This window comes from Chitinophaga sp. Ak27, assembly GCF_012726295.1.
GTDB lineage: Bacteria > Bacteroidota > Bacteroidia > Chitinophagales > Chitinophagaceae > Chitinophaga.
This window is the reverse complement of sequence record NZ_JABAOB010000006.1, coordinates 89,681-113,929: the sequence shown is the minus strand read 5'-3', so window position 1 is coordinate 113,929 and position 24,249 is coordinate 89,681. Positions and strand designations below refer to the sequence as shown.

19 protein-coding genes are annotated in these 24,249 nt (G+C 44.7%); 9 read left to right on the top strand and 10 right to left on the bottom strand.

Annotated elements, in window-relative coordinates; translation table 11 throughout:
* Positions 1 to 16 precede the first annotated feature (16 nt).
* Positions 17 to 1,531 carry a bifunctional phosphoribosylaminoimidazolecarboxamide formyltransferase/IMP cyclohydrolase gene (purH, locus tag HGH90_RS20145; RefSeq protein ID WP_168765139.1) on the bottom strand — a complete coding sequence of 505 codons (1,515 nt, stop codon included), beginning with the start codon at positions 1,529 to 1,531 and terminating at the stop codon, positions 17 to 19.
* Positions 1,532 to 1,926: 395 nt separating this feature from the next.
* Here purH and HGH90_RS20140 point away from each other — a divergent pair, with 395 nt between their 5' ends.
* Entirely contained in the window at positions 1,927 to 2,907 is a 981-nt protein-coding gene (locus HGH90_RS20140) for a hypothetical protein (protein ID WP_169191780.1), read from the top strand.
* 101 nt (positions 2,908 to 3,008) lie between these two features.
* Here HGH90_RS20140 and HGH90_RS20135 read toward each other — a convergent pair whose 3' ends face one another.
* Positions 3,009 to 5,108 (bottom strand): ComEC/Rec2 family competence protein, encoded by a 2,100-nt coding sequence (locus tag HGH90_RS20135; RefSeq protein ID WP_169191779.1) that lies wholly within the window; start codon positions 5,106 to 5,108, stop codon positions 3,009 to 3,011.
* A gap of 448 nt (positions 5,109 to 5,556) precedes the next feature.
* Positions 5,557 to 8,373, bottom strand: a complete 2,817-nt coding sequence (carB, locus tag HGH90_RS20130; protein ID WP_168765136.1) for a carbamoyl-phosphate synthase large subunit — start codon at positions 8,371 to 8,373, stop codon at positions 5,557 to 5,559.
* A 366-nt stretch (positions 8,374 to 8,739) separates the two neighbouring features.
* On the opposite strand from carB, the gene HGH90_RS20125 reads away from it, so the two are divergent.
* The 3 genes from HGH90_RS20125 to HGH90_RS20115 are packed head-to-tail and all read left to right on the top strand — an operon-like array spanning position 8,740 to position 10,616.
* Positions 8,740 to 8,979: a hypothetical protein gene (locus tag HGH90_RS20125; protein ID WP_168765135.1), complete on the top strand. Its 240-nt coding sequence runs from the start codon at positions 8,740 to 8,742 to the stop codon at positions 8,977 to 8,979.
* 52 nt (positions 8,980 to 9,031) lie between these two features.
* Positions 9,032 to 9,958, top strand: coding sequence for a DUF692 family multinuclear iron-containing protein (locus tag HGH90_RS20120; RefSeq protein WP_169191778.1), 927 nt, complete (start codon positions 9,032 to 9,034; stop codon positions 9,956 to 9,958).
* A gap of 4 nt (positions 9,959 to 9,962) precedes the next feature.
* On the top strand, positions 9,963 to 10,616 hold the full coding sequence (locus HGH90_RS20115) for a hypothetical protein (protein ID WP_169191777.1): 654 nt from the start codon (positions 9,963 to 9,965) through the stop codon (positions 10,614 to 10,616).
* Positions 10,617 to 10,618: 2 nt separating this feature from the next.
* Here HGH90_RS20115 and HGH90_RS20110 read toward each other — a convergent pair whose 3' ends face one another.
* Both HGH90_RS20110 and HGH90_RS20105 read right to left on the bottom strand, forming a co-directional pair.
* Positions 10,619 to 11,773, bottom strand: coding sequence for an MFS transporter (locus HGH90_RS20110; protein ID WP_168765132.1), 1,155 nt, complete (start codon positions 11,771 to 11,773; stop codon positions 10,619 to 10,621).
* A 26-nt stretch (positions 11,774 to 11,799) separates the two neighbouring features.
* Positions 11,800 to 12,549 carry a DeoR/GlpR family DNA-binding transcription regulator gene (locus HGH90_RS20105; RefSeq protein ID WP_247679922.1) on the bottom strand — a complete coding sequence of 250 codons (750 nt, stop codon included), beginning with the start codon at positions 12,547 to 12,549 and terminating at the stop codon, positions 11,800 to 11,802.
* 79 nt (positions 12,550 to 12,628) lie between these two features.
* Here HGH90_RS20105 and HGH90_RS20100 point away from each other — a divergent pair, with 79 nt between their 5' ends.
* Positions 12,629 to 13,162: a 5' nucleotidase, NT5C type gene (locus HGH90_RS20100; protein ID WP_168765131.1), complete on the top strand. Its 534-nt coding sequence runs from the start codon at positions 12,629 to 12,631 to the stop codon at positions 13,160 to 13,162.
* Between the two features lie 77 nt (positions 13,163 to 13,239).
* Here the strand turns inward: HGH90_RS20100 and HGH90_RS20095 are convergent, their stop codons facing one another.
* The gene (locus HGH90_RS20095) at positions 13,240 to 13,839 is read right to left on the bottom strand and encodes a helix-turn-helix domain-containing protein (protein ID WP_168765130.1); all 600 of its coding nucleotides are present in this window, start codon (positions 13,837 to 13,839) and stop codon (positions 13,240 to 13,242) included.
* Between the two features lie 478 nt (positions 13,840 to 14,317).
* Between HGH90_RS20095 and HGH90_RS20090 the strand changes: the two genes are divergently transcribed.
* From HGH90_RS20090 to HGH90_RS20075, 4 genes are all read left to right on the top strand, one after another.
* Entirely contained in the window at positions 14,318 to 14,593 is a 276-nt protein-coding gene (locus HGH90_RS20090; protein WP_145661455.1) for a hypothetical protein, read from the top strand.
* A 176-nt stretch (positions 14,594 to 14,769) separates the two neighbouring features.
* Positions 14,770 to 15,915: a hypothetical protein gene (locus HGH90_RS20085; protein ID WP_169191776.1), complete on the top strand. Its 1,146-nt coding sequence runs from the start codon at positions 14,770 to 14,772 to the stop codon at positions 15,913 to 15,915.
* 112 nt (positions 15,916 to 16,027) lie between these two features.
* Positions 16,028 to 17,941, top strand: a complete 1,914-nt coding sequence (acs, locus tag HGH90_RS20080) for an acetate--CoA ligase (RefSeq protein ID WP_168765128.1) — start codon at positions 16,028 to 16,030, stop codon at positions 17,939 to 17,941.
* Positions 17,942 to 18,013: 72 nt separating this feature from the next.
* Entirely contained in the window at positions 18,014 to 18,955 is a 942-nt protein-coding gene (locus HGH90_RS20075; RefSeq protein WP_168765127.1) for an alpha/beta hydrolase, read from the top strand.
* A 177-nt stretch (positions 18,956 to 19,132) separates the two neighbouring features.
* Here HGH90_RS20075 and HGH90_RS20070 read toward each other — a convergent pair whose 3' ends face one another.
* The 4 genes from HGH90_RS20070 to HGH90_RS20055 form a co-directional block, all read right to left on the bottom strand.
* A complete protein-coding gene (locus tag HGH90_RS20070; RefSeq protein ID WP_169191775.1) occupies positions 19,133 to 19,699 on the bottom strand; it encodes a murein L,D-transpeptidase family protein in 567 nt (188 codons plus the stop codon).
* A 129-nt stretch (positions 19,700 to 19,828) separates the two neighbouring features.
* On the bottom strand, positions 19,829 to 22,765 hold the full coding sequence (locus HGH90_RS20065) for a M16 family metallopeptidase (RefSeq protein ID WP_169191774.1): 2,937 nt from the start codon (positions 22,763 to 22,765) through the stop codon (positions 19,829 to 19,831).
* A gap of 162 nt (positions 22,766 to 22,927) precedes the next feature.
* Complete coding sequence (locus HGH90_RS20060; protein ID WP_168765124.1) at positions 22,928 to 23,257, bottom strand: hypothetical protein; 330 nt, start codon at positions 23,255 to 23,257, stop codon at positions 22,928 to 22,930.
* A 31-nt stretch (positions 23,258 to 23,288) separates the two neighbouring features.
* Complete coding sequence (locus HGH90_RS20055) at positions 23,289 to 24,239, bottom strand: outer membrane beta-barrel protein (protein WP_169191773.1); 951 nt, start codon at positions 24,237 to 24,239, stop codon at positions 23,289 to 23,291.
* Positions 24,240 to 24,249: the final 10 nt, after the last annotated feature.

The window sequence follows — 24,249 nt, the reverse complement described above, 5'->3', positions numbered from 1 at the left end:
GCTTTGTATACGTTTATTAGTGTCTGAAATGACGCATCCCCGTCATTACCATCACCATATCGTGTTCTTTGCAGAATTCAACGGAATCATTATCCCTTACTGAGCCACCAGGCTGAATCACCGCGTTAATACCCTGTTCATGCGCAATGCTTACGCAGTCGTTGAATGGGAAGAAAGCGTCGGACGCCATTACAGCGCCTTTCAGATCAAAGTTGAACTGTCCTGCCTTTTCGATGGCGTGACGTAAAGCATCGATACGGGAAGTCTGGCCACAGCCTTTACCAATCAGTTGTTTATCCTTTACCAGCGCGATAGCGTTTGATTTCAGGTGTTTACATACGATGTTGGCAAATTCCAGGTCAGATTTCTCTGCTTCAGTAGCCGGACGAGCACCTACTTCATTCCATTCTTTGTAGTTGCCATTATCGCTGTCCTGTAGTAATACACCGTTCAGTACATTTTTGAACATGTATTTACTCTTCACTGGTTGCTTTTGTTCGAGTAAGATGCGGTTCTTTTTGGCTTGCAATACGGTTAGTGCATCGGCATCAAAGCCAGGTGCGATCAGGATTTCAAAGAATATTTCGCTGATAGATTCCGCGGTGGTTTTATCAATGATTTTATTGGTTACCAGTACGCCCCCAAAAGCACTTTCCTTATCGCCTGCCAGCGCTGCTTCCCAGGCTTCCTTCAGCGTGGTACGGGAGGCAATACCGCATACGTTGGTATGTTTGATAACAGCAAAAGTGGTGGCTTCAAACTCCTGGATCAGCTGGCATGCGGCATCTACGTCTACCAGGTTGTTGAAGGATAATTCCTTACCATGCAGTTTATTAAATATTTCGTTAAGGTTGCCGTAGAAAACACCGCGTTGATGAGGGTTTTCACCATAACGGTTTACCTGCCCTTCAGGAACAGACAGCTGGAAGTTAGCCCCTGGCTCGTTGTTCAGGAAATATTGGGAAATGGCTACATCATAGTGGGCACAGATCTCAAATGCCTTGGCTGCAAAGCCTCTGCGTTCTTCAACAGAGGTAGCTCCGTTGTTATCGGTTAATACCTTTTCCAGGTCGGCATACTGATCTTTGGAAGCTACAATCACTACATCTTTGTAGTTTTTGCCAGCTGCACGGATCAGTGAAACACCCCCTATATCAATTTTCTCAATGATTGTTTGTTCTACGCTGGTACTCTTTACAGTTTCCTCAAAAGGGTACAGGTCTACTATTACCAGGTCTATTTCCGGTATCTGGTATTCCTTCAGCTGCTCCAAGTCCTGCGGGTTATCGCGACGGGCCAGAATACCACCAAACACTTTAGGGTGCAGGGTTTTTACACGTCCCCCTAAAATAGAAGGGTAAGCGGTCAGGTCTTCAACTGCTACGCATTTCACACCCAGGTCCTCAATAAATTTTTGCGTACCGCCGGTAGAGTAGATGGTAACACCTTGTTCACCTAACTTTTTAACAATGTTCTCCAGGTTATCTTTATAGAAAACGGAGATCAAAGCTGATTTAATTTGCTTTTGCATGAATGGAAAACATTAGAAATTAATAACATAGGTCCCCTGGTCTGGAACCGAAAAGAAGCGCAAAGTTAACACGTAACAATCATTTTTCCATTCTTCTACCCCGTAGAAATAGAATCTGACGCTAAAAAATCACAAAAAAATGTGGGTAACTTATTCGTTGATAACTGCTTAGATACCCATAAAGTTTATATCTTGGTTTCACTGTAGCCCGTTTGTACCCGTTTAAAACAACTCCCTATATGAAAAACATCCTCTTATTGTTTTTCCTTACATGCATACTTTCTGGCCTAAAGGCTCAGATCTTTTGTGATACCGTAGTTACGTATGCCCGAGGCTCCAATCCGACTAATGGGGTTAAGATTAAAACTAATTTACCATTTAGTAATGGTGTGGAAATGCCTACGATAATCCTGGAGGGTTATAACTATGGCACATCATCGCCTATTGGGCTGATCATTAACTTCTATGTTTATGACAATATCTTCCAGAGCGTACGGGCCTCGTCATTTGGAGCTTATACTCCACGCTTGTACCTAGCCAATGAAAATGGCAAGGTGATAATTTTCATTGATAGTAAAGATTATTTTCAACGCTTTGCTATCAGGGCTTTTGCAAAGGGTCTGCCGATGGACGTTCCATCCAGTTACCAGGGATGGAGCTTGTTAGATGAGGCCATTTCCGCTTCTGCTACGCAGAAAACCGAAATCACTTACTATAACAAATTTGGCGGCACTGTTTCATTCCCCGGAAATGGCATCTGGGCACAATCGGGGCGTGTTGGGATCAACAACGGCTCGCCCCGGGCGCCTTTAGATGTTGTTGCTACCGCTACCGACACGGCTAATGGAATTAAACTGGCAGCTGTTCTTGGCAACGCATATAATGAATGGACCACTTTTGGTGCTCCAACCGGGGGAAGAATCCGGGGTAGTAACGAAGGTTATCTTGTGCTCGAAACCAATTCTGCCGGCACTGATAACAAACTATATATGAATACCGCTTCTACAGGCAACATTATTATGGCAACCGGCGGTGGCAGTGTTGGCATAGGAACCGTTAATCCAGGTGCTTGTAAATTGGCCGTAGAAGGGCTACTTGGTGCAAGAAAAATAAAAGTTACCCAATCTCCCACCTGGGCAGATTATGTATTCCATGATGACTACACCATTATGCCGCTTTACGACACGGAAAAATTCATCAAAGCGAATAAACATCTTCCCGGTATCCCTACGGCCAAAGAAGTGGCCGAAAACGGATATGATGTTGGAGAGATGAACAGGTTGTTACTGGAAAAAGTAGAGGAAATGACCTTGCACCTGATTCGTATGCAGAAGAAAATTGACGAGTTGGAAAGCAAGCTGCAAACAACGCTGTAAAAGGCCAGCTATAGACCAACAAGACATATGTCAGCCAATGCATGAGTGACGAAATTCTGCATCGCATGCATTGGCTGACAGCTATCCGGGGTTGTATTCCTTTATCTTATCTCTGCTACGAATGCCCCTTGCTCGCCAACAACGTAATAAGGATGCCCTATCGCTTCGCAAGCCTGCTTCCAGCGCAATATCCGTTTAGCATAATTGTTGGCAGCAAAAATGACTAGCCGGTAGTCATACAAACTATCCAGCTGGCTGATATCAACCCTGGGATTATGGGTAAGCAAGATATAATCGGTCTGCAACTTTCTGCCAGTCACTTTCTGTGGCAAGATACTATCGATGATCAACAGGCTTCTTCCATAAAAGCAACTGTAATGCCCGTGCTGTAGAAAGCCATTTGGAACACCTGCATGTATACCCATCTCATTCCTTGCGGCCAGCAAAGCCTGGGCGCTGGCAGCTTGCCAGATGCTGTCATCGCCAATAAACCGGGCCTGCCGTCCATATATACAGTCAATTGCCGTATAGGCGGATACGTTATACACAACAATTTTAGATTGTTGCTGCACCCGTGCGAGCCATACAGCCCGCGTAACCAGGCATCCCCACAGGCTCAATGCGGCCAGCCAGGCACCCGGCCGCCAGCCGCTAAGCCACCATAGAGTAATTCCTGCCAGCAGCGAGTACAAACATATCATGAGTAACAGCGAACAATGGATATTCATGACAAGCGCATGGGGTAGCGTTCCTAACCACCTTACACAACTATTCATAGCAAAAATAAGGAACCGGATAACCAGTCCTGCGAACGCGGCTAATACCGGAAATGGAGAAAGCCCCAATAGTATCACTTCTCCATAAATAATAACAGTAGATAATGGCACTGCCACGAGATTAGCTAATAAAAAGTAATTGGGAAACTGGTGAAAGTAAAACAGGCTCACCGGAGTAGTCATTAACTGTGCGGCCAGCGATACCGACATCATTTGCCAGAGTATTATCATCCACTTCCGCTTAATGTTCCACAATTCGTACAAGGGCTGATAGAAAAGCAATATGCTGAGTACTGCCAAATATGACAACTGAAAGCCGGCATCTATAGCCAGATATGGCTGATAGGCTAATAACAAAAACGCGGATGCAGCCAGGGTATTATAAATGCTGCTGTAACGCTCCAGTATAAAACGGCCAAGCGTAATGCCGGTAAACATCACCGCGGAACGGAGCACAGAAGCCGATGCCCCGGTAAGCAGTGCAAATCCCCATAGCACTCCCAAAATAAGAATCGCTTTCAATGCACCTGCCCATTTGCCGGGCGGCAACCAGCGCAAACACCAGAGGAGCGTACCATACAACAGCGCCAGGTGCATCCCGGAAATAGCGATAATGTGCACAATACCAGTGTTACTATAGTCTTGCACCACTGCCTTATCCAGATCCTGTCGGTACCCTATCAGCAATGCTTCTGCCATTCCGGCTTCCGGCCCTGCCCCAATATATCTCCTAAAACAGGATAAACAGTAATCTCTCGCATGCAACAACCAACGATTTATGACACTGCCACCCGTGCCGGATAATTTGTAATAATCGGTAGCCTGTAAATACAGCTGCTGATAAAGCTGTTGAGATTCACAATATTGCAGATAGTTGAAGCCTCCGGGATTGCCGTTGTTCCTGATCAATTCTGGCTTTTTACGGACAACGAGCCGGTTGCCATACGTAAGCAGCGGAGGCATAGTATCCCGGGCAATATAAAGCAGCAAATTGCCTTTTGCGGGCACCCACCGGTGTTGTATAAATAGCGCTATCACCCTGGCAATGGATTTAAATGATCTTGCTTTCGGTTGCAACGGCTCTTCTATCTGCAATAAAACCAGGGATGTATCCGTTCTGTTATCCTGGAAAAAGCCCTGTTGATGCCGGGTATCTGCTTTATATAAAACCAGGGCCCCACTTCCGGCCACGCTTATCTGTAACAGCATACCTGGCAACCACGCCTGTTTAAACCGCCATTGTACAGGCAGATAGCGAAACTGCCATGCACAACAGGTACAAACAACCACTGTACATAGCCACAAAAGTGGCGGCAACGCTGTATAAAATTGTATACTTATCCCCGCCAGGAAGGGTAAAATAAGGCGTAAGAATGGTGCTTGTTTCCAGCACATCACAGTAAATGCTGTAGACTCAAAATGCATGTGGGGTTAACTTTTATCAAAAACAAACCTAACTTTTAACATCCTGTAAAGTGTTTCAAAAATGTTAAAAATGGGTTTAGTTAATAGATAATATCTTTATATGATGTCTTGAAAACTTCTCCTTATAATGAGAAAAATGGCTGAAATCGGTAACAAATGTCTCTTGTCTAGACAATTAATAATCAATTATTAAAATATTATATATTATTTCATCTGTTATTGATTAGTTAACATCTCTTTTAAATATAATATTATTTGTAAACTGCATTACCGGTCACGCTATATGAATTGTATCAAGATTCAATAGTCGTGTCTTTAATGGTTATTTTGAGGGAAAAGAAGGAGCCTGATTTTTATCAGGCTCTGTTTTTTTGACAACCTTACTTTATATAAAAAGCCCTCCCCGCTATAGCGAGGAGGGCTTTTCGTTAACACTTAGCTAACAATATTATTTACTCAGGTACATACTCTTTTCTTTGAAGAGTTGTCTGAAATATGGATCGCGCAGATCTTTGATAAAGCGTATTGCTTCTCCGGTTGATTTCATTTCAGGTCCGAGTTCCTTGTTTACCCCCGGGAACTTGTTGAAAGAGAATACAGGCTCCTTGATAGCAAAACCGGTAAGTTTCTTTTCAATGGTAAAGTCTTTCAGCTTTTTGGCGCCAATCATCACTTTGGTAGCAATGTTCAGGTAAGGCACCTGGTAGGCTTTAGCAATAAACGGTGTAGTACGGGAAGCACGCGGATTCGCTTCAATCACATATACATTGCCATCTTTAATTGCAAACTGGATATTAATTAAGCCCTGGATATTCAGTGCACGCGCAATCTTTTCTGCATAGTATTCCATGGTAGTTACTTCGATCGGCGACAAGTTGAAAGCTGGTAACAACGCATGACTATCGCCACTGTGGATACCCGCCGGCTCAATATGCTCCATCACACCCATTACATGGAAATCAGTACCATCAAAGATGCCATCTATTTCTGCTTCCTGGCAGCGATCCAGGAAGTGATCGATCAATATCTTGTTACCAGGCAAGTGTCTTAACAGGCTCAGTACAGATTCTTCCAGCTCCTCTTCATTGATAACGATTCTCATACGCTGCCCCCCTAATACATAGGAAGGACGCACCAATACCGGGTAACCTACTTCTTTCGCCACTTCTATCGCGTCGTCTGTATTGTAAGCAGTGCCATATTTAGGATAAGGAATACCCAGTTCTTTCAGCATATCGGAGAAACGACCGCGGTCTTCTGCAATATCCATGTTGTCGAAAGAGGTACCGATGATTTTCACCCCTTTCTCTTCCAGCCGTTTGGCCAGCTTCAACGCGGTTTGTCCACCCAACTGCACAATCACGCCTTCCGGTTTTTCCAACTCAATGATCTCCCAGAGATTTTCCCAGAATACCGGCTCGAAGTATAGTTTATCGGCCATGTCGAAGTCGGTGGAAACCGTTTCAGGATTACAATTCACCATGATAGCTTCATAACCGCAATCCTGGATCGCCTGTAAACCGTGTGTACAGCAGTAGTCGAACTCAATACCCTGCCCGATTCTGTTAGGACCGGACCCCAATACAATGATCTTCTTTTTATCGGTTACCTTGCTTTCATTTTCGGTATCGAACGTAGAGTAGAAGTAAGGTGTTTTTGCTTCAAACTCCGCGCTACAGGTATCTACCATTTTGAAAGTCCGGGTAATGCCCAGTTCCTTACGCTTAGCGTATACTTCGTCTTCATCGCAATCACCAAACAGAATCGCCAGTTGCTTGTCAGAGAAGCCCATTTTCTTGGCATCTTTCAGCATTTCTACTGAAACGCTCTGCAGATCAAGCTCCAGCAATTGTTTTTCCAGGTTTACGATGTCCTGGATCTGGTGCAGAAACCAGCGGTCGATATAAGTGAGCTGGTGAATATGCTTTACGGAAACTCCTGCCATCAAAGCATCTTTGATGCGGAAAATACGATCCCAGGTAGGACGTTTTAATTTCTCGATCAGTTGCTCACTCTTCAGGAGAGACTTACCATAGTAGCCGAGGCCGAGTGCATCATTTTCGAGACTCTGACAGGCTTTCTGTAATGCTTCAGGGAAAGTACGTCCGATAGACATTACTTCTCCCACTGATTTCATTTGCAGGCCCAGGGTATCATCGGCTCCTTTAAATTTATCGAAGTTCCAGCGCGGCATTTTTACGATCACGTAGTCCAGTGCTGGTTCAAAGAATGCGGAAGTAGTTTTGGTGATCTGGTTTTCCAGTTCATCCAGTGTATAACCAATAGCCAGTTTGGCAGCAATTTTCGCAATCGGGTAACCCGTTGCTTTAGAGGCCAATGCAGAGGAACGGCTCACACGAGGGTTGATTTCGATAGCAATCAGCTCTTCTGTTTCCGGGTTCAGCGAAAACTGTACGTTACAACCACCGGCAAAATTGCCCAGGTCGCGCATCATCATCATCGCTTTGTTACGCATCTCCTGGAAAGCCGTATCGCTCAGGGTCATTGCTGGCGCCACCGTAATGGAATCACCTGTGTGGATACCCATCGGGTCGAGGTTCTCCACAGTACAAATGATTACTACGTTATCATTCTTGTCGCGCAACAGTTCCAGTTCATATTCTTTCCATCCGAGTACCGCTTTTTCTACCAGCACTTCATGGATAGGAGAAGCTTTCAAACCGCGGTCCAGCGCTTCATCCAGGTCGTCTTTGCTGTGTACAAATCCACCACCGGTACCACCTAGGGTAAAGGAAGGACGGATTACCAGCGGGAAACCTATTTCCTGTGCAAATTCTTTTCCTTCGAGGAAAGAGTTAGCTGTTCTGGCGGGCGCCACCGGGATACCCAGTTGGATCATCCACTGACGGAATTGTTCACGATCTTCTGCTTTATCAATCGCTTTAATGTCTACCCCGATCAGGCGAACATTGTTCTTTTCCCAGATGCCCAGTTCGTCTACTTCTTTACAAAGGTTCAGCGCAGTTTGGCCGCCCATGGTGGGTAATACGGCATCTATCTGGTTTTCTTCCAGGATCTGCTCAATGCTTTCCACGGTCAATGGCAGCAAATAAACCTTATCGGCCATCATTGGATCCGTCATGATGGTAGCCGGGTTGGAATTAATCAATATCACTTTAATTCCTTCTTCCCGCAGCGAACGCGCTGCCTGAGATCCGGAATAATCAAATTCGCAAGCCTGACCAATAATAATGGGTCCAGAACCGATAATGAGAACAGATTTGATAGATGAGTCTTTTGGCATTTGTGTAATCTATTGAAAATGAAAAACCAAATTGATCTTTATGCCGTGTGAGGGACCAAAAAAATCGTGCAAAGTTACGTGATTAGAATCTTTTTAGCGCAAAAAATTTAAAAAAATGGAAGTTTTTTTTGACGATAGTCTAATAACTAATATAGATTTAATTACTAATATCTACTCCGGTCGGCCTAACGTAGTTTTGACCGGCATCCACTTTCCGTATAAATACTTATCGAGATATTCATTTATTCTCCTAACTTTATGGTACAGCATTCTCAAAAGACTGGCGCAACGAATACAAGAGCTTCTACCCCAAAGAATCGTTTTCGTTTTTTACACATACATTTTACACCCCAAAAATCAAACGTCATGCGTACAGCTGAAGTTCATTACGGCGCAAATGGTCATATCGACCTCACCGTTCCCAAAGGCACTAAACTGGAAGACGTCACCAAATTACAAGCATTGGTGCTGAGACAAATTAACCCCCGCGGTTGCCAGGCCTGCCTGTCTGGCGTACACTTCAATATCCGGGAAAAACTGGAAGAAGTGATTAACGTAGACCTGGAAAAAATGGCTATTACCAAGGCAGCCGTTGCGCAACATTAATCCGGTGATACCGTCCTGGCCTGTGCCAGGACGGTATTTAAATGTTCCTGTCATGTTACAAGTAATATCACCTGCCCGTACAACCCAGCTGTACCAACAAACTATTCCCCGGCTAGGCGTAGGGCTGCTATACAACCCCTCCCTGGAGCTATACCTGGAAGCTTGTCCGGGGATTTGCGATTATGTGGAAATCATTCCCGACATGTTCTGGACAGATCGTGGAAACCGCCAGCAGGAACGGTTTGAAGAGATTGAATCCTGGATGATTGTGCTGGATAAGATAGCCGCTACCTACCCATTAACCGCTCATAACATATCTTACTCGCTTGGCAGCGCCGGCATTTTTGATAAAACATACCTTCAGAAAATGCAGGAATGGCACCAGCGTTACGCATTTAAATGGCATAGTGATCACCTGTCTTTTGTAAAAGTACATAACGATCAACAGGAAGAACATAATGCAGGACTCGCAGTACCGGTGCCGTACGACTATGAAGTGCTGGATATGATCAGCGGCCGTATCAATGCCATCGAAAGGGCTATCAGTACCCCTTTCCTGGTAGAGAACAATGTATACTTTATCGATTTGCCGGAGCAGGAACTCAGCGAAACGGCTTTCCTGAATGAGTTATCAGATCGTACCTCCTGTGGGCTGCTACTCGATATTCACAACGTATATACTAATGCCGTTAATCATCATTTTGATCCCAAGGAATTTATCAACCAGCTACAGTTGGATAAAGTGATCGAAATCCATATAGCCGGCGGCAACGAGATGGCTGGCATGTACACTGATTCTCATGCAGGCCCTTGTCCACCGGAGGTATGGGACTTGCTCGATTATACATTACCGTTAGTGCATAACCTATGCGGCATTACCTTTGAATTTCATGAATCTTACTTTCACCTGTTGCAGTTTGAGGGTATTACCCGCGAACTAAACCGGGCGAAAGCTACCTGGAACCTTTATCATACCTGATGATATGTCATTACTCTCTTTCCAGAAAGCGATCACAGATCTAATTGCCTCCCCGCAATTGTGCCTGGCGTTACGGGAGCAGCCGGCGGAAATTCTCTCCCGGTATGATCTTACCCCCCGCGAGCAAATGCGTTTGCAAACGGTAGTACGCCAACCGGGCATGTCAGTGAGTTGTACCTTATATCGTGTAAACAGGATCACCCCTATCTATACGATGCTTCCCTATACCTGTTTTTTATTAGGCACATCATTGATGCCGCTTGTAGAAGCATTCTGGCGTATTTGCTATAAATCCGATTTGCAGTTTAAGCGGGAGATCAATGTATTTGGTGATTTTTTACTTGAGAAGATAGCTGCGGGGGCCCTTGAAAACCCATATTTGCAGGAGATTTTGTTAATGGAACTAGCCATTAATGACCTGAAATTTTTGCCTAAAGAAGCTTTACTGCATACACCTGCGGAAGAAGAAGCACTACACCCATTAATAAGACTGGTTCCTTTTGATCATTCACCGGAGCCTTTACTGACAGCCCTTGCCGGCATGCAACTGCCGCCGGCTCTTCCTGCCACCGGGGAATTTTTACTGTTAGTAGATTACCGCGGAGAGGAACTCTCCTTCAGCACACTGCCCCGCAAAAGCGGCGCAGTGGCAGTGTAAGTTTATAATTTTATCCTGGCAGACATTACGGCGATAGCTGCTCCCATTACAGCAATCATGGTGAAGGCAACTCCCAGGTTAGTAGCTTGGGCCACAAATCCAATCAGTGGCGGGCCAAAGAGGAATCCCAGGTAACCGATAGTGGATACGGTAGCCAACGCCATACCGGGAGATAGTGTTTTTGATTTGCCGGCAGCACTGTATACCAGCGGTACTACGGCTGATACGCCGGCGCCTACCAACATAAAGCCAAACATTGCTGTGTAGAAATAAGGGAAAATAACGGCTACCAGTAACCCTGCTGCGGTAAGGCTTCCGCTGATCAGCAGCATCTTCTTTACACCCAGCCTGGTGGTAAGCCGATCGGCAATAAATCGTCCGGACGCCATAGTGCTCATAAACGCAGCATAGCCTGCACCGGATAAACCATCCTTCACGGCTATCACTCTACGGAAATATACACCGCTCCAGTCGAACATTGTTCCCTCACAAATCATAGAACACATGGCAATGATACCCAACGTAATCAGGAAAGCATCAGGTTTTCCAAATAGAGAAGGTGCATTATTTTCGTTGGGCACGGTAGTTACCAGCTTATTCATGGTTAATACAATCAGCGTCCAGGCGATACCGGCAATGATTAAGAAGTGATATACCGGTGCCAGGTGTAGCCCAGACATGCCGGCTCCTATGGCGGCGCCTGTAAACCCCGCTACGCTCCACAAGCCGTGGAAGGAAGCCATAATAGACCGTCCATATATTACCTCTACACCTACTGCCTGTGTGTTTACCGCTATATTGGCAATGTTGCCGCAGAAGCCGAACAATACCAGGAAAATACTCAGCTCCCATGCATGCTGGGCCAGGCCAAGGGCAGGTAATACGGCGGCATAGGCTACACCGGCAATCAATAATACCTGCCGGCTGCCGTATTTTGATACCAGTAGTCCCGCCACCGGGAGGGAAATCAGGGATCCTACCGGCAATGCCAGTAACAGGCTACCCAGTCCTGCGTCATTTAAGCCCAGGGCTTGCTGGATATCCGGTATCCGGGAGGCCCAGCTGGAAAAACATAAACCAGTAAGGAAAAATAAAGCGCTGACGGCAATACGCGTTGCTCTCTTATTCGTCGCCACCATCGATAGATCCTGTAACATCTTTGTTAAGATAAAAATTTAAATAATCAGATCACCTGGATTCCCAGGTTGATATAGGGCTTTAATGAAGGCAGGTCGGGATTATCGGTAATAATAGTATCCAAACCTGTAATATCACATACTTTAAAAGGCTCCGCCGTACCCATTTTATCGCTGGTGGCCAGTGCAATGGCCTTGTTGGCCGATTCCACCATCACGCTTTTAACATCTGCCTCTCCAAGATCCAGACCGGTTACGCCGGCAACAGGATGGAGACTGCAAATACCGAGGAAGCAAATGTCGGCCCGCAATTTCTCGAGCATACGAATGGTATCCATTCCACCGGAGGTCTGCGAGTTCTTGCCAATTAATCCGCCGGTAAAGATCAGTTCAATACCTGGATGATCCATCAACTGCGAAACAATCGGAACGCTGTTGGTAATGACCGTCAGGTGCAGGTTTGCGGGAATTAATTTGGCCAACATTAACGTGGAAGTACCTCCATCAAGCATAATGGTTTGTCCATTACGCAAGAATGACAAGGCTTTGGTGGCAATATGTTTTTTATCTTCTTCGTGATATTGTATGCGTTCCTTGAACGAATAAGGGTTGGGAGAATGGGGAATAGCCCCTCCCCGTACTTTAATCAATTGCCCGTTTTGGGCAAGAGATTCGAGGTCTCTCCTTACCGTATCTTCCGACACCTGCAAATCGCTGCTGAGTTCTGCCTGCAGTACTTTATGATCTGTTTGCAGCTTCTTCAGGATATATTCCAGCCTTTCTTCCTTTAACATCATTTGCCGTTTTGTGCAAAATTATGAAAGATTATGCAATAATCTGCAACATACTGCATAACTTTGCAAAAAACAGCAAATTATGGCAAGAATAGCAATTGACATGGACAATGTAATGGCAGACCTGCAACAACATGTATTAGCCGTGTACGCTAAGGAATACGGGGAAGTAATAGATCCCAGGCGTTTGGATAATGTGCCGGAAGGCAGCGTGTTCCCTGAAGGAGTAATGGCAGAAATGTTGAATACACCCGGCTTTTTTAGGAACATCCCGGTGATGAAAGGTAGCCAGGAAGTGGTAAAAGCCCTGGCAGCGCAACATGAAGTATTTATTGTTTCTGCGGCGATGGAATTCCCTTTTTCACTAGCGGAGAAACTGGCCTGGCTAAATGAGCACTTCCCGTTTATCCACTGGCGGAATATTGTGTTCTGCGGCTCAAAAACTATTGTAGAGGCGGATTACATGATAGATGATCACGACAAAAACCTGCGTTCATTCAAGGGCACTCCCTTATTATTTAGCGCTCCGCATAATTTACCATTGACTGGTTACAAACGTTTAAACAACTGGGAAGAAGTAGCAACATTTTTTGAATTAAGTGAAGTAGCCGCCTAACGGTGTCCCAGTACAGGTTAGCTATTAAAGAAACCCCGCTTTATAATGAATATTATTATAGTGACCGGTGTATTTCTTTAATCTTTTTGTTTACGCAGTGTGGTTATTTCTTTTTTCACCTGTAACAACTCATCTTTTATGGTGGCATAGCTTTTCAGTAACTGGGTATGCTCTTCAAGCAATTTGTAATACTTCTCCCTCATCAACATCATTTCTTCACTGTCAGTAACTCTTGACTCCTGTACCGTACCTGGATTCAGGAAGCCTTCTACGGTCATGTCCAATCCTTTGGCGACACGCTCCAGCTCATCGGGCGAGAAGCTTTCCTTTTCGAAGAGATTGTACATGGTACGACGGCTCATATCCAGGCGGCCGGCCAGTTTACTCTTATTAAGGCCTTTTTCAGCAATAATCTGCTGTAAGCGGTCGCCGTGGTGAATATTTTTGCCCTGGCTAAGTTGCATAGCGCCATTCCACCGCATAAACTCGTCGGGAGTAATATCTATTAATGTGCAGAAACGCTCCATGGTAGCACGTTTCATATCATTTTTGCGTAAATGATAATGGGCTATCTGGTTGGTAAAACCGGCCATGGCAGCAAAGTCTACGATCTTTATCTTCTTTTGCTTCAATATCTGCTTCAAGCGGTGTCCCATGTGTATCAGGCTCGACTGCATCCTTTATGTTTTAAATTATGATGCTACAGACAGGATGGCCCCTGTTGTATTATCGTATAATTTAACAATTAATATTTCATTTTGTAAATAAATATATCAATTTAACAAAAAAATATACACCTGTCGGCAGCATTAATCAACCATAACAATTATATAACGGTAACGTATATACGCAATATGGTAACAACAAACATTTATCAATATGACAACATAAAAATCGTAGTGATAATCACAATAAAATGACTGATAATTATTGTGTAAACGATACACATCAACTAACCTTTACAAACAGCCTCAAACCGTTTACCACACTATATTACATGGGGCATTATTTTTTTTAAAGAAAGTAATGTTTTATCATTATAAATTGCACGATTATGAATATATTTGTTTACACATAAAATATTGTTTTATATGCTTAAAATAATCGTCAATCTTTTTGTTAACCATAACCAATAATTAGAAAATAATACCCATTATGAGCAAAGAATCACTGAATGTTCTGCTTGACATTCACACAAAACTCTCCGGACTCCCGGTGGCCTTTAGAGAAAGAGTGTGTGAAGAATGCAATTGGAGTACACCTACTTTTTATCGTAAAATGCGCGGTAAAGACAAACCAAATCCTAATGAGAAAGGCAAGATTATTCCTGCACTTAGCAACGCTGAAAAGCAAAAAATCATCGAAGTAATGGACGAGGTGTACGCATTGGGACAAGAGTACTTCGAAAAGTACCAGCGATCTTCTAAATAATATGAGGTAATATTTCTTTCGCTGTCTGTAGAAACTTACTCCTAAATGGCATCCTCATATAATAAAGCCTTGTACCCCTACCCGGGATTACAAGGCTTTTTTATTTACTTATCTTTATCAACTAAGTTTTTCTTTTTAAAACTAAATTCTTAGTTTTAAAAAGAAAAACGATATTTATGTACACCATTTTAACCCGCGGCCTAGCGCTGCTACTGCTGCTATGTTCTTTAGAAACGGTACTGGGCCAGCAGCCCATTGACCGCGATCAACTGATGGAATACCTGCAGCACCAGGAATACGACCAGGCCATCGGCTACCTGCAACCAAGGGTACAGGAAAACAATATTTCGCAATTATCGTTACTCGCCTACACTTACTATCTCTCCGGGAAAACAAAGGATGCCGGCGCCACCTATGAAAAAGTACTACAGTTGGATAGCAACAGTCTCACCGCACATCAGTACCTGGCCAGTATTGCCATGCAAATGGAAAATCCCCTGGCGGCTATCAGCCATTACCGGTACATTGCCAGCATACAACCTAATAACGCCATTGCCTGTAAACAACTTAGCTTTGCCTGCTATGCCGTCCAGCAGTTCGATACCGCCTTTGTATGGCTCCTGAAGGCATATCATCTCAATCCTTCCGACCCCAAAGTAGCAGCCCGTCTGGCCGAAGAGTGGCTGGGGAAGGAAAATTACCAGCAAGCTGATAGTATCACCTGCGCCTTTATGGCCTCCGACTCCCTGCAACCACCTGTGATAATGACCGCCATCCGGGCCGCCTGGTTCCTGAAAGATTATACCCGCTGCACTACATTGGGCACGCAATTAATGAACATGAAAATTGTTTCACCCAATACCTTCAGTATAGTAGCCGCCGCCTGGTATACCCTTAAAAAATACCAGGAGTGCATCGGCATACATGAATATATGACCGCCAACAGGGGACAGTCGGAAAACATTATGTACTACGCGGCCCTCTCCTATACCGCGCTAAAAAATTACACTGCCAGCAATGAGCTGCTACAAACGTGTATTGACCTCGCCATGTCCCAAAGCCTGGATAGCTATTTCAGTGGTAAATCGGTCAATTATGAAGGATTGCAGCAATATAAAACAGCCATTGCCCAACTGGATACGGCGTATTATCTTTCCCGCAAACCGCTGCGCCAGTATAGCATTGGCCGTATCTACGACATGCATCTCCACAATAAACCACTGGCTACGAAATACTATAAACGCTACCTGCAGCTAAGCACACCCGGCAACCCCGCAGCGCCAGAGATTTACAAATACCTGAAGTCTTACGTTGAAAAATAATCCGCTTTTAACATGTTTTTTTAGATTATTTCTATTAAACCACCTGGTTTTTCTTAAATTTAAACCCCGTTAGGAAAATGCTTGTACTTAACCAATAAACAAATACGGTGCTATGTCGTACCCATACCAGATTAAGAGTATCGAAGATTATCAACAGGCTTATCAACAAAGTGTCATTGACCCCGAGGGCTTTTGGGCCAATGTAGCAGACCATTTTTACTGGCGTCGCAAGTGGGATAAGGTTTTGGACTGGAATTTCAAAGAGCCGGATATCAAATGGTTTACCGGTGCTAAACTGAACATTACGGAAAACTGTCTGGACCGCCACCTGGGTACATTAGGCAACACTCCGGCCATTATCTGGGAGCCCAACGATCCGGAAGAACGCCACCGCATTATTACTTACCGCGACTTATACAATAAAGTTTGCCAGTTTGCGAATGTGCTAAAGAACAATGGGGTTAAGAAAGGTGATCGCGTATGTATTTACATGGGAATGATTCCTGAACTGGCTATTGCCATACTGGCCTGCGCCCGCATCGGTGCTGTACACTCCGTAGTATTCGGAGGATTCAGCGCTCAATCGATCGCCGACAGGATCCAGGATGCCCAGTGCAGCCTCGTTATCACCTGTGATGGCGCTTATCGCGGTGCTAAAGATATTCCGCTGAAATCGGTAATGGACGACGCCCTTATGGCCTGTCCGTCTGTAAAGAAAGTAATTGTTTGTACACGTACCCGCACCCCGGTTAGCATGCTGAAAGGCAGAGACGTTTGGTGGGAAGATGAAATCAAGCAAGTAGAAACCATGGGAAATCCTCCCTGCCCGGCAGAAGAAATGGATGCAGAAGACCTGCTGTTCATTCTCTATACTTCCGGTTCTACCGGCAAGCCTAAAGGCGTGGTACATACCTGTGCAGGCTATATGGTATATGCCAACTATACCTTCGTAAATACCTTCCAGTATCAACCCGGCGAAGTATACTTCTGTACTGCAGATATCGGCTGGATCACCGGCCACAGTTACATCGCCTATGGCCCGCTCAGTGCAGGGGCTACCACTCTCATGTTTGAAGGAGTACCTACCTATCCCGATGCAGGGAGATTGTGGGAAATTGTAGATAAATTCCGTGTAAACATCTTATATACTGCTCCTACAGCTATACGCAGCCTGATGAGCTATGGCCTCGGCCCTGTAAATCATAAAGACCTCAGCTCACTCCGTAAACTGGGTAGCGTAGGTGAACCTATTAATGAAGAGGCCTGGCATTGGTTTAAAGACAACATTGGTAAAGGCAAGTGCCCGATTGTAGATACCTGGTGGCAAACTGAAACCGGTGGTATCATGATTACCCCAATAGCCGGCATTACCAAAGAAAAACCAGGCTATGCTACCCTGCCTCTTCCCGGCGTACAGCCTGTGCTGGTAGACGAAAACGGCAAGGAGCTCAACGGAAATGGCGTAAGCGGCAATCTCTGCATCAAGTTCCCATGGCCTGGTATGCTCCGCAGCACATACGGCGATCATGAGCGTTTCCGTAAAACTTATTTCTCTACCTACGAAAACATGTACTTCACGGGCGATGGCTGCTTAAGAGATGAGGACGGATACTATAGAATTACCGGCCGTGTAGATGATGTACTCAACGTTAGTGGTCACCGTATTGGTACCGCAGAAGTAGAGAACGCTATCAATATGCACGCCGGCGTGGTGGAAAGCGCTGTAGTGGGCTATCCGCACGATATTAAAGGTCAGGGCATTTATGCATATGTGATCATGGAACGCTTAACGCACGATGCGGAACTCACTAAAAAAGATATCGCACAAACCGTTAGTCGTATTATTGGTCCTATCGCCAAACCAGACAAAATACAGATTGTAGGCGGTTTACCCAAAACGCGTTCCGGTAAAATCATGCGCCGTATCCTGCGCAAGATAGCCGAAAATGACCTGGATAACCTGGGCGATACTTCTACCCTGCTGGATCCGGCTGTAGTAGATGAAATCAAAAGAGGCAGACTATAAGTCATTTTTAATATTTTCAGAGAAGGGGTGCAGAAGTGGTTTTTCTGCATCCCTTCGTTATAAGACGGACCCATGAAACGTTTTTTCAAAAAGGCTGGCTGGACGTTGCTCTGCCTCTTTATACTCCTCAATATCGTCGGCGCCTTCCATGCATGGAAGTTTACCCATTTCTACGATGATGGCGGCAAAAAGAATAAGCTACCGGAGCAGATGAGCGCCGGAGAAAAGCTAGGTATCGTCCTGTTTGGCGTCCGGATCTCCAAATCTGCCACCACCCAATATCCTACAGTTCCTTATGATACAGTGCACCTTCATACCACCAACGGATTATCCCTGGAAGGCTGGTGGATACCCGCCCCAAATCCTGTAGGCACGGTGGTCCTGTTTCATGGCTATAATGGCAATAAAGGCTCGCTATTACCCGAAGCCGATCGATTCAGATCACTCGGCTATAACACTTTTCTACTCGATTTCCGAGGGCATGGCAACAGTGAGGGTACTACCTGCAGTGTAGGATTTAAAGAAGCGGAAGATGTAAAGCTGGCATGGGAGTATGTAAAACAAAAAACAACCCAGCCAGTTGTACTCTGGGGAGTGAGCATGGGCGCAGCCGCCATTCTGAAGGCCGTCCCTGAATATGGGCTTACCCCGCAAAAGCTGATCATCCAATGCCCTTTTTCCACGCTGACAGATGCCGTAAAAAGTCGTATGAGAGCTGTACACCTGCCTGCATTTCCCTTATCACAAATCCTTACCTTCTGGGGCGGAATAGAGCAGGGATTCTGGGGAGCTGGGTTTAAGCCTGAAAGCTATGCCCGCCGGATACATATGCCCGTATTATATTTTTACGGTCAAAAAGACATCCGGGTAATGCCCCATGAAACTAACGAGGTATTTTCTCACCTCGGCACCACCCAAAAGAAATTATATGTATTTCCCAATGCAGGCCACCAGTCGTTTTGCGGGAAAGACAACGATGCCTGGATGAGAGAGGTAAGCGCCTTCTTGCAATAAAAAAGCGTGCACCATACGAGTGGAGCACGCTCTTCACAGGATCCTACCCGCCATTTTATATTGGAATCATGACGTGGATTTACCGCGTCACTAGATGCAATCTCTTATAAGCAATCGTTACAAATTTATATTAGCTGGCTGCCACCAGGAGACACCTTACCGGTAAACAGCAAAATCTTACCTACGTATTACAACAGGCGTACCTACTTTCAGCACATCATATAATTCGTTGACATCGGCGTTTTTCATACTGATACAACCGAGGGTCCAGTTGATCCTGTTATCTACATAATTATCCCTGATACCGGAAGCATATTCCACACCATGAATACCAATTGCCCCACCAATTGTGGCAGTGGCAGATACCAGCCCATCCGATTGCCGCTGGTGGAACTTAGCCCAGGAACTCTCATTGGGATAATCCAGCAACATAAAACGGCTCCAGCTTTTATCTACTCTTTTCGTTAAAATATGAAAGGTGCCTTCAGGCGTTCTGCGATCGCCTTCGGTTTGTTTATCCGTTTGGTCACGGTTACCAAATACTACTTTGTAGATCTTTCTCAACGTAACATCTTCATAAACATACAAGCGGTAGTCGCTTTTATCTATCAGCAGGAAAACTTTATCCGGATCGACGTTGGCAGCATTTAACCTTACATTATATAAATCTGGTTCGTTGATAAATCCACTTAATGGCAACAGCAACAGGATAACTGTCAGCCAGTAATAACAACACTTCTTCATAGGAGTAATAAATATGCAGATAACGTAACGGAATAAAGATTTATTGTCTTGTTACATCCTATAAAAACTAAAGGCACAAAGCGTTATGCCTTGTGCCTTTAGTTCCGTATGGATAATAAGTGGATACTATTAGTAGCCGAAAATCTCCTCCAGGGAGAGTTTCTTCACTTCTCCATATTTCTTCAGCTCTTCGCCCACTTTCTTCTCAGATGCAACGATGCAATAAGTATATGGTTTATGAGCGAGATATTCATCATGGAATTTCTTCACTTCATCAAAGTTCATTTTATCGATAGACTCATACACCTGCTTACGGATATCTGTGTTCAGCCCCAGCTTTTGTGCGGCCAGGTAGCTAAAAATAATACCATCGTTGGTGATACGTTCTGTTTCGATATCTTGTTTCATGCTTTCCTTAGCTGTTTCCAGCAGTTTATCGGAACGAGGAATATCATTCAGTAATTCGTTCATACCAGTAATCGCATCATTCATTTTGTCGGCCTGGCTACCTACGTAAGCGATGGCAGAATAACGTTCGCTCTTCCTATCTGGCGATGCCAGGAATGCATAAGTTGAGTAAGCCAATGCCTTAGATTCACGGATAGTCTGGAATACTACGGAACCCATTCCACCCCCAAAGTAGCTGTTAAACAGCGTTACAATACCGGTTTTAGCAGGATCGTACACATCGGCATTTCTCAACCAGTTTACTTCTGTTTGTACCATATCGTAGTCAGCAAACAGTACCTGGTTTTGAGCCTGGTTGTCCTTTACAAACTTAACGGCTGCCGGTGCTGCCTTAAAGCTGGCGGGCAGTGTATGTAGTTTTTTCACATCAGCAGCAGCTGTTTCCAGTGGCTGAGGTCCCCAATAAATGATCGTATGTTTATAGGTAGGCAGTTCGTGCAGCATATCAGTCAACTCAGCAGCAGTGATTGCATCCAGTTCTGCCTGGCTTAATTGGTTATTGAACGGGTTTTTAGCGCCATACATGGCATAGTTTACCACACCTTTCATGATAGCGCCTTTATTCAATTTACTATCTGCACGGGCTTTCTGTAAACGGCCTTTCAGCGCGGCCAAAGCAGCTTCGTCTGGCTTACAGTTAGCAATTACATGTTCAAATAAAGCAACGGCTTTATCGAAGTTATCCTGCAAACCCGAGATGGAAATAGTGGTATTGTCTGTAGAGGCTGATATATTGAAGTTACAAGCGATGTTATAAAACTCTTTGCTGATCTGCTCGGAAGTGTATTTATCCGTACGCAGGAATTGCAGGTATTGCGCTGCCAGCGGGAGTTTTTTGTTATTCCAGCTCCCCATATCGAAACGATAGTATAGGTGGAACAGACCATTGTCTTTGTTCTGCACATACATCATATCGGTATTACCAACAGTGGTTTTCTGGATATCTTTTTCATAATCCAGCCACTGTGGCTTTACTGGAGTAGCAGGCATAGCAGCCACCTGTTTCAGGAATGCAGATTGTGCTTCCCTGTTTACTTCTACCGGTGTAATAGCAGGCTTCTCTACTTTCTGGATATTTTTATCTTCGCCTTTGCGTTTGTAGATGATCACATAATTATCGTTGAGGTATTTATTGGCATAGTCAACGATTTGTTTTTTGGTAACAGTACCCATATCATCTACATAGGCTACATCATGTGCCCAGTCCTGTGCCCGGCTTTTAATAAAAGCATCCATCAGGGAGGTAGCGCGATTATTGTTGTTTTCCAGTCCCTGGAGCTCGCTCAGCTTGGCGTTGTTAACGATGGCTTTTACCAGGGTTTCATCAAATTCGCCTTTTTTCAGGATTTCCAGCTGGCCCAGTAACAGTGCTTTTACGTCTTCCAGGGTTTGGCCTTGTTTGGCTTTACCGCTGAGAGAGAAGATAGAGTAATCTTTCAGGCTCATTACACCTGCGCTGGCATTCAACACCTTTTGTTGTTTGTTGATATTCAGGTCGAGCAGGCCCGCTTTTCCATTTTGGAGGATAGCACCCATTACGCCCAATACGAGGTTAGATTTAGTATCCAGCGCACCGGGCATTCTGAAGGCGATATCTACGCTTTCAGCATCGGGACCCAACACTTCCTTTACAACGGGCGATTTGATAGGCGCTTCCGGTGCAGGCTTATATTCCTTTACCGGCTTAGCTTTCATGTAAGCGAACTTTTGATCAATCAATTTGATTACATAATCCGGGTCGAAGTCACCCGCCATTACTACCGCCATATTGTTAGGTACATAGTATTCATTGTAGAACTGGCGAATCGCCTTCAGGTTGGGATTCTTGAGGTGTTCAATGGTACCTATGGTAGATTGCTGGCCGTAGTTATGTGTTGGAAACAAGGCAGCAAGCATAGTTTCATATACTTTGCGGCCATCATTATCCAGTCCACGGTTCTTTTCTTCGTACACGGCTTCCAGCTCTGTATGGAACAGGCGGAAAACGGGGTCGCGGAAGCGTTCTGCCTGAACGGTCAGGTACTTATCGATGGCGTTGGATGGGATGTCTTCTTCATAGATGGTTTCTTCCACCCAGGTGTGGGCATTGGTGCCCTGGGCGCCCATACCGGTCATCATTTTATCGTATTCGTTGGCAATCGCATATTTGGCGGCGATACCGGATACGCTGTCGATTTCATGATAAACAGCTTTGCGGGCAGCTGGATCCACCGTTTTGTTGTACTTATCGTACAAATCGGAGATTTTGCCGATCAGTGGTTTTTCTTTTACCCAATCAAGGGAACCGTATTGCTGGGTACCTTTAAACAGCAAGTGCTCCAGATAATGGGCCAGTCCTGTATGATCTTTCGGATCATTATCGCTACCCGCGCGGGTTCCGATCAGGGTCTGGATTCTGGGGTCTTTTTTGTTGACACTCAGGATAACGGTCAATCCGTTTTTCAACGTGTAAAAACGGGCCTTCATCGGGTCATTGGAGATGTACTTATAGGTGTATCCACCAGAAGTACCCTCTTTCCATTGATATTTTTCCTGGGCTCCTGCGGTTTGTAGGGTGCAGGCAAACAGGAATAGTGATACGACTCTTTTAAGACTCATACAATAGTTGGTTTTTTGAAATTTGTCTGTCAAATATACCGGAAGTGAAAAATAAATAAATATAAAAAAGGGGAGAATTGTATGAGCGGTAGACAAAACGAGGGGGCAACCGATTGTTAAACCGGTCATTATCTTAACAAGTGGATGATTTCAGGGATAATTTCAGGGAATATTGTTGTTATACAAGGAATATTTTCCTTTGGCCAGGGCCTGGCGAAACAACAGGGAATCAAATGCTTTGGGAGCGTGATCGGGCTTTTTAGCGCGGCTCCTGATCCTGGAAGGATTTGCTGGCAGGGTAACAAGGCTAGCCGCATGGGCAATATAATTAACAGGTTTGGCCGGAGCCTCCATCGTTACATATATCTCTGGTGAAGGAGTTACCTTATTTTCGTTATTTTTTTCAAGTCTTACACCCAAAAGGCGCTTCTCACAGGAATGAATCCATGCAATGCAGACAATACATGTCATCAGAGCAACAAAAGAACGCATAAATACAATTTTGGACTGGCTAAAATAGAGCTTAGAAGCCGTTCAACCGGATACCGATTGAGAACGGATATTGCTGTAACCCATAATCATGCAACGGCGTGAGGGCAAAATTTGCATACAACTTCACAGGACCATAGCCCAACTCACTGGTTAAACCGAAACGCCATTTGTTGAGATTAAAGTCATCGGTTTTCCTTACTTTACCTCTTTCCTGGCTGATTTGTTTTGTCCGGGATTTGAGCAGATAACCACCAGAGACACCAAAGCTCGCCTGGAACGCGCGGCTCGGGCGGGCGGGGTTAGAATTAAAATTAAGCATTACCGGTACGGATATATATTCGGCGAATAGCTTATTCTTTGAAAATTCTACGGTATCCCGGATTATTTGTGTAGGATAGCCCGGCAGATATGTAATACTGCGGGCAAACCTATAGTTATTCATTTCTAATCCTAAAGCGTATAACAAGTTTAGTTTGTGTTTTGTTATATTAAGTCGCTGTTCAAACAACCAGATATTAAAATTGATCGATTTTCCGGTGATAAGTTTAAATTCAGATGGTGTTAAAGGTTCACTTGCTTCCCGGGGAGCAAAGGTAGCCAGTCCGGCTGCAGAGTAATCGTATGACCGCTGGACCGCGGCGTTCATGGCCACAGCGCCATTATAATAATTGCTGTTATTGGGATAATAATTGATAAAGCTGGCGCCTGTATAATCGCTGCGATCGATATAGTTATTGAACCCCAGGTCAAATACAAACCATTTGGTTTGCAGGTTTTTCTTCAGCTTATGCCGGGTATAGGCGGTATCATTATAAAACTTATAACTGGTACGCCCCTTATCATTCTTCCCTTTTATGATGATGAGTCCTTTTATCTGTATGGTATCCGGGGTAGCCGGGGTGTTTTTTGTATCTGCCTTTTGCGCATGAGCCCATTCGCCACATAATACCAGTAACAAAATGAGTAAAATTTTATGCTTCATATGCTATGAC